The 12,032-nt window shown below is 68.3% G+C and carries 14 protein-coding genes and 1 tRNA gene; 9 read left to right on the top strand and 6 right to left on the bottom strand.

The genetic code is table 11. The features are described from left to right. From CRM90_RS21685 to CRM90_RS21700, 3 genes are all read right to left on the bottom strand, one after another. On the bottom strand, positions 1–253 hold a 253-nt coding region (locus CRM90_RS21685; RefSeq protein WP_199189991.1), incomplete at its 3' end, for a transposase. 465 nt (positions 254–718) lie between these two features. Then, positions 719–804: transfer RNA gene (locus tag CRM90_RS21695), tRNA-Leu, on the bottom strand. A 159-nt stretch (positions 805–963) separates the two neighbouring features. Beyond that, entirely contained in the window at positions 964–1,653 is a 690-nt protein-coding gene (locus CRM90_RS21700; protein ID WP_102809006.1) for a sensor domain-containing protein, read from the bottom strand. 96 nt (positions 1,654–1,749) lie between these two features. On the opposite strand from CRM90_RS21700, the gene CRM90_RS21705 reads away from it, so the two are divergent. The 4 genes from CRM90_RS21705 to CRM90_RS21720 are packed head-to-tail and all read left to right on the top strand — an operon-like array spanning position 1,750 to position 6,166. Then, positions 1,750–3,093, top strand: coding sequence for a M20/M25/M40 family metallo-hydrolase (locus CRM90_RS21705; protein WP_102809007.1), 1,344 nt, complete (start codon positions 1,750–1,752; stop codon positions 3,091–3,093). Positions 3,094–3,115: 22 nt separating this feature from the next. Continuing rightward, the gene (locus CRM90_RS21710; RefSeq protein WP_102809008.1) at positions 3,116–3,646 is read left to right on the top strand and encodes a YbhB/YbcL family Raf kinase inhibitor-like protein; all 531 of its coding nucleotides are present in this window, start codon (positions 3,116–3,118) and stop codon (positions 3,644–3,646) included. Continuing rightward, on the top strand, positions 3,606–5,120 hold the full coding sequence (locus CRM90_RS21715; protein ID WP_199189992.1) for an alpha/beta hydrolase: 1,515 nt from the start codon (positions 3,606–3,608) through the stop codon (positions 5,118–5,120). Before CRM90_RS21710 ends, CRM90_RS21715 begins: the two co-directional genes overlap by 41 nt. Beyond that, entirely contained in the window at positions 5,114–6,166 is a 1,053-nt protein-coding gene (locus CRM90_RS21720; RefSeq protein WP_102809009.1) for a hypothetical protein, read from the top strand. The genes CRM90_RS21715 and CRM90_RS21720 overlap by 7 nt, the downstream gene beginning before the upstream one ends. Here CRM90_RS21720 and CRM90_RS21725 read toward each other — a convergent pair. Genes CRM90_RS21725 through CRM90_RS21735 form a run of 3 tightly spaced genes read right to left on the bottom strand, consistent with a single transcriptional unit; the run spans position 6,124 to position 8,437 of the window. Beyond that, a complete protein-coding gene (locus tag CRM90_RS21725; RefSeq protein ID WP_102809010.1) occupies positions 6,124–7,218 on the bottom strand; it encodes a quinone-dependent dihydroorotate dehydrogenase in 1,095 nt (364 codons plus the stop codon). The two genes, CRM90_RS21720 and CRM90_RS21725, sit on opposite strands and share 43 nt — an antisense overlap. After that, on the bottom strand, positions 7,218–7,472 hold the full coding sequence (locus tag CRM90_RS21730; RefSeq protein WP_102809011.1) for a DUF5703 family protein: 255 nt from the start codon (positions 7,470–7,472) through the stop codon (positions 7,218–7,220). Before CRM90_RS21730 ends, CRM90_RS21725 begins: the two co-directional genes overlap by 1 nt. Continuing rightward, entirely contained in the window at positions 7,469–8,437 is a 969-nt protein-coding gene (locus tag CRM90_RS21735; RefSeq protein WP_233209447.1) for a YncE family protein, read from the bottom strand. The genes CRM90_RS21730 and CRM90_RS21735 overlap by 4 nt, the downstream gene beginning before the upstream one ends. Positions 8,438–8,641: 204 nt before the next feature. Here CRM90_RS21735 and CRM90_RS21740 point away from each other — a divergent pair, with 204 nt between their 5' ends. The 5 genes from CRM90_RS21740 to CRM90_RS21760 are packed head-to-tail and all read left to right on the top strand — an operon-like array spanning position 8,642 to position 11,985. Further along, positions 8,642–8,953 (top strand): hypothetical protein, encoded by a 312-nt coding sequence (locus CRM90_RS21740; protein ID WP_102809012.1) that lies wholly within the window; start codon positions 8,642–8,644, stop codon positions 8,951–8,953. A 46-nt stretch (positions 8,954–8,999) separates the two neighbouring features. After that, positions 9,000–9,833 (top strand): undecaprenyl-diphosphate phosphatase, encoded by an 834-nt coding sequence (locus CRM90_RS21745; RefSeq protein ID WP_102809069.1) that lies wholly within the window; start codon positions 9,000–9,002, stop codon positions 9,831–9,833. Then, positions 9,830–10,522, top strand: a complete 693-nt coding sequence (locus CRM90_RS21750) for a histidine phosphatase family protein (RefSeq protein ID WP_102809013.1) — start codon at positions 9,830–9,832, stop codon at positions 10,520–10,522. The genes CRM90_RS21745 and CRM90_RS21750 overlap by 4 nt, the downstream gene beginning before the upstream one ends. A gap of 54 nt (positions 10,523–10,576) precedes the next feature. After that, complete coding sequence (locus tag CRM90_RS21755) at positions 10,577–11,161, top strand: DUF3090 domain-containing protein (protein ID WP_102809014.1); 585 nt, start codon at positions 10,577–10,579, stop codon at positions 11,159–11,161. After that, a complete protein-coding gene (locus CRM90_RS21760) occupies positions 11,158–11,985 on the top strand; it encodes an SCO1664 family protein (RefSeq protein WP_102809015.1) in 828 nt (275 codons plus the stop codon). Before CRM90_RS21755 ends, CRM90_RS21760 begins: the two co-directional genes overlap by 4 nt. Positions 11,986–12,032 lie beyond the last annotated feature (47 nt).

Here is a 12,032-nt window from a genome sequence, read left to right on the forward strand (position 1 = left end):
CAGTGGTGGTCTTGACCGTCACCGGCCGATACCCGTTGCGTGAGCCGCCGTTAGCGTCGGGACAGTCCGCGGCGCGTTGGTAGCGTTCGCGACCGAGGAACTCGGTGACCTCGGCCTCCAGGGCCGCCTGCATCAACAGTTGAGCGCCCAGACGGGCGACTTCTTCGAGGGTCTCCGAAAGATCCCGATCCTCGGCAAACAGAGCGTCGATCTTGGTGCGGATGCGATCGGTAGCTGATACTCGAACAGGCACGGGCGTGACTCCTTCTTCGCAGACTTGCAGGTCGTGAAGCGGAACCTACGCCCGTGCTCCCCATTTACACCGGATCCCGGACACGACCGACGTGGACCCGGCGGGCGGAACTGGCTACGCCCTCTTGCAGCGCCAGCTGAGCGAGGCGAATGCCAAGGTGGCTGCGTTGATTACCGCCGTGGAGTCTGGCGTGGCCGTTGAGGATCTAACTGCTGCGTTGCGTCAACGTATCGCCGAGCGCGACGAGCTGAGGGCACGCCTTGAGGGAGCGGAGCGGCCCCGCGCCATGTCTGCCGCCCAGATCAGTGAGTTAGTCGAGGAGTTAGGCGGACTGTCAGCGGTCCTCGGCGCGGCAACCGGAGCTGAGCGCGCCGAGGTGTACGCAAGCTTGGGCCTGCGCCTCGACTACGACCCGCATCTTCGACGAGTCACGGCGACTGCCGACTTAAGTCGTGTCGCCGGATGTGTCCGAGGGGGGACTTGAACCCCCACGCCCGTTAATAGGGCACTAGCACCTCAAGCTAGCGCGTCTGCCATTCCGCCACTCGGACCTTCCCCTGAAGACCAGCCCAGGGGCGCTTAAGGCTAACGGATCAGTGACCCGAGTCCCAAATGAGGGCCTCACGGTTCGAATCCCTCGCCGAGCGTGACGCCAGGGTGACGTACGCCGCCGAACCGCGCCCTGGCGTTACGTTGGGCGCGTCAGCGACTCACGCGCTCGGCAGCCGGCCGGCGATCTGGCCGGCGATCGCGCTGGCCGCCGCCGTCGGCCCGTCCAGGCTGCATGCCTCCACATCGACCGCGACATTGCTGTGCACCGTCAAGGCGCGCTGACAGGCCCACCGCTGCGGGCTCTGCTGTACCCGTGACACCGCGAGCACGTCGCGGTCGGTGCTGGTCTGTCCCACCGACCACACCTGCGGGGGTCCGATCGGCTGGGCGTAGTTCAGCTCGCGGTTCGAGCACTCCGCCCAGCCGCGCTGCGACGCGGCGAAGAAGTCCGACGCCGCCTGCGCACTGGGGAACGACACCACCGCCTGGACGGCGTAGTGCTCCCACGCCGGGGCCGTCGGCGCCTCGCGCAGCACCTGACCGTGCACCGCCGTCGACCCGCTGCTCGAGTACACCCCCTGCTGGGCGGCGCCGGCGATGGCCAGGCAGTTCACGTCGGCGAAGTGGGCGCTGTCGTTCCACGCTTTGCTCACGTCGGTGGTGACGACGACATCGTCGCTGGCCAGTGCCGCGCCGACATCGGGTGCCGACAGCAGGAGCGCCGGCAGGGCGTCCGGGCTGGTCAGCGGCGCACGGTCGGCCGGCTGCGCAATGCCTGCAGTGACAGCAGAGCAGCCGCTGACCGACAGGCACAGCAGCGCCGCGATTGCGGGCAGGCGGGGAGTCATCCGCTAAATCAAACCCTAAATCGGCGTGTTGCGCGAGTGGTTCTTGGGAAACATGTGGTAGAGGACGACCTCCGCGCCCCCGGTCACCCGGCGCCAGTGGTAGGAAAGGGGACTGTGACACAAGCCGTCGACGAGGTGGTTGATCTCGTCAGTTCCCTGATCCGGTTCGACACCTCCAACACCGGCGATTTGGCGACCACCAAGGGCGAGGCGGAATGTGCCCTGTGGGTGGCCGAGCAACTCAGCGCGGTCGGCTACGCCACGGAGTACGTCGAATCCGGAGCGCCGGGCCGCGGCAACGTCTTCGCCCGCCTGCCCGGCGCCGACCGCAGCCGCGGCGCACTACTGATCCACGGCCATCTCGACGTGGTGCCCGCCGAGCCCGCGGACTGGAGCGTGCACCCCTTTTCCGGGGCCATCGCCGACGGGTACGTGTGGGGCCGCGGTGCGGTCGACATGAAAGACATGTGCGGCATGATGATCGCGGTCGCCAGGCACTTCAAACGGGCCGGCATCGTGCCACCCCGGGACCTGGTGTTCGCGTTCGTCGCCGACGAGGAGCACGGCGGGACCTACGGCGCGCAGTGGCTGGTGAACAACCGGCCCGACCTGTTCGAGGGCATCACCGAAGCCATCGGTGAGGTGGGCGGCTTCTCGCTCACCGTGCCCCACAAGGACGGCGGGGAACGCCGGCTGTACCTCATCGAGACCGCGGAGAAGGGCCTGTCCTGGATGCGGCTCACCGCCCGCGGGCGCGCCGGGCACGGCTCGATGGTGCACGACGACAACGCCGTCACCGCGGTCGCCGAGGCCGTCGCCCGTCTGGGGCGGCACCAATTCCCGCTGGTGCTCACCGATTCCGTGCAGCAATTCCTCACCGCGGTCGCCGAGGAGACCGGCTACAGCTTTGATCTGGACTCGCCGGATCTGGACGGCACGATCGCCAAACTCGGCGGCATCTCGCGCATCGTCGGCGCGACCCTGCGCGACACCGCCAACCCCACCATGCTCAAGGCCGGGTACAAGGCCAACGTCATCCCGCAGACGGCCGAGGCGGTCATCGACTGCCGGGTGTTGCCCGGCCGCAAGGAAGCCTTCGAGCGGGAGATCGACGAGCTGATCGGCCCGGACGTCACCCGCGAGTGGGAACGGGACCTACCGTCGTATGAGACCACGTTCGACGGTGACCTCGTCGACGCGATGAACGACGCGCTGCTGGCCGTCGACCCGGAAGCGCGCACCGTGCCATACATGCTCTCCGGTGGAACGGATGCGAAAGCCTTTGCCCGACTGGGCATTCGGTGCTTCGGCTTCATCCCGTTGCGGCTGCCGCCCGAGCTGGACTTCGCGGCACTGTTCCACGGCGTCGACGAGCGGGTACCCGTGGACGCGCTGCACTTCGGCACCCAGGTGCTCGAACACTTCTTGAAGAACTGCTGACAACCGAAAGGAAGCCCGTCACATGGCATTTCCCTACAACCCCTACGAATTCCTGCCCCAGCTGCCCAGTTTCACCCTCACCAGCACCGACTTCGCCGACGGTGAGCCGTGGAAGAACGCTCAGGTCAGCGGCATCATGGGCGCCGGTGGTGAGGACGTCTCGCCGCAGCTGAGCTGGTCGGGATTCCCCGAGGAGACGCGCAGCTTCGCCGTCACCGTCTACGACCCGGACGCTCCGACCGCCTCCGGCTTCTGGCACTGGGCGGTGGCCAACCTCCCGGCGACCGTCACCGACCTGCCGTCCGGTGTCGGGGACGGTTCGGTGCTTCCCGGTGACGCCCTGACACTCGTCAACGACGCCGGCATCCGCCGCTTCCTGGGCGCCGCCCCGCCGCAGGGGCACGGTTACCACCGCTACTACGTGGCCGTGCACGCGGTGAAGGTGGAGAAGCTCGAGCTCACCGAGGACGCCAGCCCGGCCTACCTCGGGTTCAATCTGTTCATGAATTCCATTGCGCGCGCGGTCATTCACGGCACGTACGAGCAGAAGTAAGCTCCGCGCGGCGCTGGCAGTCGTCGCGTTGGTAGCCGGCTGCAGCACGGCGGTCGAGGGCAAGCCCCAGGCGACGACGCCGGCACTGGGTCCACCGGTGCCGGTGGCGTGGTCGCCGTGCCGCACAGCCGGCGCCGAGTGCGGCGACGTCGAGGTGCCCGTCGACTACGCCGAGACAGGCGGCGCCATCGCGCAGTTGGCGCTCATCCGGTTTCCGGCGACCGGCCAGAAGATCGGTTCGCTGGTCGTCAATCCCGGCGGTCCCGGCGGGTCAGGTGTCGACGCGGCAATCAAACTGGTCAATTCGCTACCGCCGCAGGTACGTCAGCACTTCGACTTCGTCGGATTCGACCCTCGTGGAGTGGGCTCCTCGACTCCGGCGCTGTGGTGTAACTCCGACGCGGACAACGACGCGGCCCGGACCGACCCGCAAGTGGACTACAGCCCCTCGGGCGTCGCCCACATCGAGGACACCCGCAAACAGTTCGCCCAGCGCTGTGTGGACAAGACGGGCACGAAATTCCTGGCCAACGTCGGTACCGTCAACGTCGCCCGGGACCTCGATCGCATCCGGGTTGCCCTCGGCGACGAGAAACTGACCTACCTCGGGTACTCGTATGGCACCGAGATCGGTGCAACCTATGCCGAGGCCTATCCCGACAAGGTGCGGGCGATGATTCTCGACGGTGCGGTGGACCCCGACGCCGATCCGATCCAGGCCGCCGTCGATCAGGCCGCGGCGTTCCAGAAGGCATTCAACGATTTCGCGGCGGACTGCGCCGGCGACGGCGGCTGCCCGCTCGGCGCCGACCCCGCCAAGGCCGTTGACGTCTACCACGAGCTGGTGGATCCGCTGGTCGCCGCCCCCGCGGGGACCGATGATCCGCGGGGGCTGGGTTACAGCGACGCGTTGACCGGGACGATGATGGCGCTGTACTCACCGAAGATGTGGACGACTCTGAGTCGCGGCCTGGCCGAACTGGCTCAGGGGCGTGGCGACATCCTGCTCACGCTGGCCGACGCGTACCTGGGCCGTGACGACCAGGGTCACTACCCGAACACCAACGACGTTCAGACCGCGGTGAATTGCGTCGACGTGGCACCCAACACCGACCGGGCCAAAGCCGCCGACAAGGACCGGCAGCTGCGACAGGTGGCACCGTTCGGTACCTACGGGCCGTTCACCGGCAACGCGCCCCTCGACGTGTGTGCGTTCTGGCCGGTGCCGCCGTCCAGTGGGCCGCACACGGTGTCCGCGCCGGGCCTTCCGCCCGTGCTGGTGGTCTCCACCACCGGCGATCCGGCCACGCCCTATCAAGCCGGCGTCGAGCTCGCCAGACAGCTCGGGGGAGTGCTGCTGACGTTCGACGGCACCCAACACACCACGGTGTTTCGGGGCGAACCCTGTGTCGATTCCTATGCGGCGGCGTACCTGATCGACCTCACCCTTCCACCAAGGGACGCCCGGTGCTGACAGTGGACAGACTCTTCGCCACGGTGGCAGCCGCCGCGGTCGTCGCCGGATGTGGTTCTGGCGCAACCACTACGCCCCCGGCCAGTAGCCAGAGGGCCGCGACGTACGACGCTTACCGGCAGAGCTACACCGTGCCGTGGGTCGGGTCGCCGGACTTCGCGAACCTGCGAACCACACTCAAGGTCGACGCGTCGGTCAACGGTGGCCCGGTGTCGCCGTTCACGGTGGACACCGGATCGGTGGGCGTGGTGGTACCGGCCTCGGAAGTGCCGAATATTCCGGCCGACTCGCCGCCCGGCAGCCTCACCTACAACTCGAGCGGGTTGGAGCTGACCGGAGTGTGGGTGCCGGCATCGGTGTCGTTCCCGCAGGCCGTCGACGCCACCGGTGCCGGCGTGGCAGCGCAGGCAGCAGTGCCGGTGCTGGCGGTGACCAGCTCGAGATGCCGTGGCGGCGGCGTGAATTCGGGCCGCTGCACGGCGGCGATCCCGCACATGCTGGGCGTCGGATTCGGTCGCGGAAACACCGCCCGCGCCGCGCCCACCCATAACCCGTTCCTGAACCTCACCGCGATGACGGCAGGGACGATGCGGCGCGGGTACCTGATCGGCCGGGCCGGCCTGTCGCTGGGCCTGACCGCTGCCAACGTCACCGGATCGTGGACCATGCAGCGGCTGACCAGTGCCGGCTCCCCGGTGGAGGGGCCCCACAACGACTGGCTGACCCCGACGGGCGGCTTCCAATCAGGCTCAGGGCCAATGCATTCCGGCAAGGTTCTGGTCGACACCGGTCTGCTGGACATGATCGTGGAGGCCGACGATCTGCCGTCGAGTGGGACCATGCCGGTCGGCACCGCGATGACGATCACCGTGGGCGATCTGAGCTACAGCTTCGCGGTCGGCGACGGCGGACCGCAGACGCCGACCGTGGTGCACCGCGCGCCCGCCCGAAACGGCACGTTCGTGAACACCGGGCTGCGGGCACTGGGCCACTACGACCTGCTCTACGACGCGGACGGCGGAATCTTGGGATTGCGCCCGGAGTGAGCCGACCCGACGGCCTCCGCCAGCGATGAGAAGCCGCCGGCGCGCAGTCGGGCGGCGATGCCGTCGTGAATCTCCTTGGCCCACAAGCCGCCGCCGTAGATGAACCCGGTGTAGCCCTGCAGCAGGGACGCTCCGGAGGTGATGCGCTCCCAGGCGTCGTCGGCGGTTTCGATGCCGCCCACACTGATCAGCACCAGGTCGTTGCCGACCCGGCTGTACAACCGCCGCAGGATCGCCAGGGACCGGCGCGCCACCGGCGGTCCGGAAATGCCGCCCGGGCCCAGCTCGTCGACGCCGGGAGTGCGCAGGCCGGCTCGCGAGACCGTGGTGTTGGTGGCGACGATGCCGGCCAGCCCCAGCTCGACGGCCAGATCGGCGACCGCGTCGACGTCCTCGTCGGACAGGTCCGGCGCGATCTTGACCAGGACGGGGGCCGAGGTCTCGGACAGCACCGCCGACAGGATCGGGCGCAGCGATTCGACGGCCTGCAGGTCACGCAGTCCGGGCGTGTTCGGGGAGCTGACGTTGACCACCAGGTAGTCGGCCAGCGGGCCGAGTAGCCGCGCGCTGGCGCGGTAATCGTCGGCGGCCAGCTCGGGCGGGGTGATCTTCGACTTGCCGATGTTGACCCCGATCGGCGAGTCGGGCCGGTAGCGGGCCAGCTGCAGAGCCAACTGTCCGGCGCCGTGGTTGTTGAAGCCCATCCGGTTGAGCAGGGCCCGGTCCTCGGGAAGGCGGAACAGCCGCGGCAACGGATTGCCCGGCTGAGCACTCGCGGTCACCGTGCCGACCTCCGCGTAGCCGAATCCCAGCGCGTCCCAGGTCTTCAGCCCGAGGCCGTCCTTGTCGAACCCGGCGGCCAAGCCCATCGGACCGGGGAACCGCACCCCGAACACGGTGCTGGCCAACACCGGATCGCGGGGTGCGAGCCTGCGGCGCAACGGTCCGCGGGTGGCGTTGGTGGCCGTGACGGCGCGTAGCGAGCCGAACACGAACGTGTGGATGCGTTCGGCCGGCACCAGGAAGAATGCCCGCCGCAGCGCGTCGTACATCACAGCTCGGGCTGATCGGTGATCTGGCCGTTGATTCGAGACTTCTTGCGTCGCAAGAGGATTCGACGGCTGCCGTCGGTGTAGAGGCGCACCCGGGTCAACTCCCAGCCTCGGTACTCGGCTTCGATCGACAGTCGGGTCGACGCGCTGATGCGGGTGACGTCGGGCGGCAACCGCAGCGGAATCCACTCGTAGTCATCGGAGAGTTCGACTTCCCAACTCGCCGGCATCCGGCCGCGGTACGCCGCGCTCACCGGGCGCCCGCCGCATTGCGGATCACCTGCACACCCGCGCCGGCGCCCGACACCACATAGAGCGTGTCGGAGTTGTCGTCGAAAGCCAGCGAGTTCGGTTGCTGCACGGTCGGGTAACGCACTTTCTCCACAGGAATACCAGTCGTCAAATCGTAACCAACAACCATGTTCGACGCGGTCTGCGAAACCCAGGCCAGATTGCGTGATCCGGCCAGCCCGTACGGCGCATCCGGCACCGGGTAGGCCTGCCGCTCGATCAGCGGATCGACACCGAACACCAGCAGTTGTCCGCCGCGGGTGTCGGTCACCAGGACGCGGCCCAGCGGGTCGGCCACCATCGTGGTGGCGCCCAAGCCGGCGCGCAGGGCCTGCTGGGTGCGGCCCTCGGCGTTCAATGAGGTCACCGAGGTCTGACCGCGGTCGAGAACCACGGCATTGTTGCCCTCGGCGACCACGGCGTCCACCCGCGCGAAGATCTTCACCTTCTCGGCGACCGCGGTGTCCGATCCCAGGGTGTAGGCGGTCCCGTCGGCACTGCCGAGCACCAGCCGACCGTCCGCGCGGCGGGCGATCGCGGTGAAGTCGGTGTCGGTCTCCTCGTTGATCGACACCGGACTGGCCGTGCCCGCGGCCAGATCGACGGTGACATAGCCACCTCGGGTGGACAGGAACGCCGAGCCCTGTCCGTCGCCGGTGATCGCGGTGGCCGGACCGGGCAGGGTGAGCTCGCGCGGAACGCCGCTGGAGTTGAACATCGTCAGTGTCGCGGCGGCCTGGGGGTCGGCGCCCGGGGTCAAAACAGCCAGTGACCCGGTGCGATCGTCGAAGATCGCGGCGTCGGGATTTCCGCCGAGCGGCAGGATCTCACCGGCGGGGCGGGTGGCCGGCGGCGGGGACGCCGCGGGAGCGGCCGGCTCGATCGTCGGAGGCGGCGCTGCCAGCGGGTTGGTCGAGCAACCGGCCATGACGGTGGCGCAGGCCAATAAGATGGCGGTTGACCTGCGCAAACCGGCGCGGTTTACGATTTTTGCCAACGGGTAGCCCCCGGTTGTGTTCAAGATCGAGCGACCGAATCGCCCACTGTCGATCAGGAAGTCTAGGCGGGCGGGAGGAAGACAAAATGGTCAGATTGTCTTCTCAAGTCCCGTAACTCGCGTTATGGTGATTTCATGACGCTGGCCGTGACTCGGGATTCCGATAGGCGAGAGTTCGCTATCGAGGACATCTCCACTGGTGTGTTCGCCAGTGGTTTCGGCCATCTCGGGGACGGTCGCAGTTTCTCGTTCCAGGTCCGTCGGGGGCAGCTCCTCGTGGAGGTCTATCACCCGCGGCTGGCCGGTCCGGTGCCGCTCGAGGAGGACGTGGTCGCCACGGCGGCCCGCAGCCTCACCGACTTCGATATCGACGACGAGCGCAGCCTGACCGCCGCCGTGCGGGACGCGGTCGCACACGCTGCGCCGGTAGCCCGCCCTTCACGCTGAACCAGCAGCTCTATCCAGTACGGTCGGCGACGTGAGTGTCGCGTCGATGTCGTGGTTGCAGGTCGTGGTCCTGTCGATCGTCCAGGGTCTGACCGAGTTCTTGCCGATCTCGTCGTCGAGCCACCTCGCGATCGTGTCGAGGGTCTTCTTCTCCGCCGACGCCGGTGCGTCGTTCACGGCGGTGTCCCAGCTGGGCACCGAAGCCGCCGTGGTCATCTACTTCGCCCGCGACATCTGGCGGATACTCAAGGCCTGGTTCAACGGGCTCTTCGTCAAGGCTCACCGGGACAACATCGATTACCGGATGGGCTGGTACGTCATCATCGGCACGCTGCCGATCGTGGCGATCGGCCTGGCGTTCAAGGAAGCGATCCGCGGTGAGGTTCGCAATCTCTGGGTGATCGCCACCGCGATGCTGGTCTTCTCGGCCGTGATCGCCGCTGCCGAGTACTTCGGGAAGCAGACCCGCCACCTGGAGCAATTGACGTGGAAGGACGGCCTGACAGTCGGCGTGGCGCAGTGCCTGGCCCTGGTGCCGGGGGTGTCCCGGTCCGGTTCGACGATCAGTGCCGGCCTGTTCCTCGGACTTGATCGTCCGCTCGCTGCGAGATTTGGCTTCCTGCTTGGCATTCCGGCTGTGCTGGCCTCCGGCATCTTCTCGCTTCCCGATGCTTTCCATCCGGTGACCGAAGGAATGAGCGCCACGGGGCCGCAATTGCTGGTGTCGGTGGTCATCACGTTCGTCGTCGGCTACGTGGCGATCGCCTGGCTGCTGCGCTTCGTCGCCAACCACGCCATGTACTGGTTCGTTGGCTACCGGGTGGTGCTGGCACTCGTCGTGATGGCGCTGCTGGCGTCGGGTGTGGTGGCGGCCTCTTGACCGTCATCCTGCTACGCCACGGCCGCTCGACGTCCAACACCGCGCACACGCTGGCCGGCCGGACCGAGGGGGTCGAACTCGACGACAAAGGGCAGGACCAGGCCGGCGCGCTCGTCGACCGGGTCAAGGGCCTGCCGATCAAGGCGCTCGTCCGGTCCCCGCTGCTGCGGTGCCGCCTCACTCTGGAGCCGCTGGCCGCCGAGCTGGGCATCGAGCCGATGGTCGACGACCGCCTCGCCGAGGTGGACTACGGGCAGTGGACCGGCCGGGCGCTGAAGGATCTGGTGAAAGAGCCGCTGTGGGCGGTGGTTCAGCAGCAGCCCAGCGCGGCTGTCTTCCCCGACGGGGAGGGCCTGGCACAGGTTCAGGCCCGCGCGGTGGCCGCGGTACGCGAGCATGACCGCCGCCTCGCCGACGAGCACGGTCACGACGTGCTGTGGATCGCCTGTACGCACGGCGATGTGATCAAGGCTGTCGTCGCGGACGCACTCGGTGCCCATCTGGACAGCTTCCAGCGGATCACCGCCGACCCGGCGTCGATGAGTGTCATCCGTTACACGCCGTTCCGCCCATTTGTCGTGCACGTCAACCACACCGGCGCCGAACTCGCGTCGGCGCTCAGCGCGCCGCCGCCCGCCGAGGGCGACAAGACCGCCGGGGACGCCGTCGTCGGTGGGACCACCGACTGACCCGGCTGCCGCCGATTACGGCTGGCTGCTTTCAGCCGGTATTTTGGACATAACATGGCCCGCGCAATTCACGTCTTCCGCACACCCGACCGCTTCGTCGCCGGGACCGTTGGGCAGCCCGGAAATCGCACGTTCTATCTCCAGGCCGTCCACGACACCCGGGTCATCTCCGTGATCCTGGAGAAACAACAGGTCGCGGTGTTGGCCGAACGTATCGGCGCGCTGCTGGTCGAGATCAACCGCCGGTTCGGCACCCCGCTGCCGCCGGAGAAGGACGTCGACGACCTGAGCCCGCTCGTCACACCGGTCGACGCGGAGTTCCGGGTCGGCACGATGGGCCTCGGGTGGGATTCCGAGGCGCAGACCGTCGTCGTCGAACTGCTGGCCGTCAGCGACGTCGAGTTCGACGCGTCGGTGGTGCTCGACGACGCCGAGGAGGGCCCGGACGCGGTGCGGGTGTTCCTCACGCCCGAGTCGGCCCGCCAGTTCGCCTCCCGCTCGACCCGGGTCATCTCGGCCGGCCGTCCGCCCTGCCCACTGTGCGACGAACCGCTGGATCCGGAAGGTCACATCTGCGTGCGCACCAACGGATATCGGCGCGGGGCGTTCGGCGAGACCGACGACGACTTCGACTCGTGACAGCCGCCGACGAGGCCTCGGCCCGCGACGCGCTGCGCTGCGGTGAGCTGACCATCCTCGGGCGGATCCGCTCGGCAAGTAATGCCACCTTCCTGTGCGAGGCCACCGGGCCCGCGGGGCCCGACCATCCGGTGCACTGCGTCTACAAGCCGGTCTCCGGCGAGCAACCATTGTGGGATTTCCCGGACGGCACCCTGGCCGGCCGGGAAGTGGGCTCGTATCTGGTCTCGGCCGCACTCGGCTGGAACATCGTGCCGTACACCATCATTCGGGACGGCCCGGCCGGTCCGGGGATGGTGCAGCTGTGGGTCGACCAGCCCGGCGACAGCGACGACGCCGAATCCGAAGGACCTGACCTGGTCGACATCTGCCCGCCGGGATCCATTCCGCCTGGCTATCTTTCGGTGCTGCGCGCATACGACTACGCGGGCAACGACGTCACGCTGGTGCACGCCGACGACACGCGGCTGCGGCGGATGGCGGTGTTCGACGTGATCGTCAACAACGCCGACCGCAAGGGCGGCCACATTCTGGCCGGCATCGACGGCCGGGTGTACGGCGTCGACCACGGGGTGTCACTGCATGTTCAGGACAAGCTGCGCACCGTGCTCTGGGGCTGGGCCGGAAAGCCGATCGACGACGAGACGCTGGCGGCGATCGCCGGACTCGGCGAGCAGCTGGCCGGCCCGCTCGCCGACCAGCTACGCGAGCTCGTCACCCCGGCGGAGGTGGCGGCGTTGCGGCGGCGGGTCCGGATGCTGGTCGCCGAGCCCGTCATGCCCGCACCCGATCGGCACCGGCCGATTCCCTGGCCGGCCTTCTGAGCCCTGGTCCCGCGGGACGACCGACGGGACTGATCATGATTCGGCAA

It is taken from the genome of Mycobacterium sp. ENV421 (assembly GCF_002887815.1).
Taxonomy (GTDB): domain Bacteria; phylum Actinomycetota; class Actinomycetes; order Mycobacteriales; family Mycobacteriaceae; genus Mycobacterium.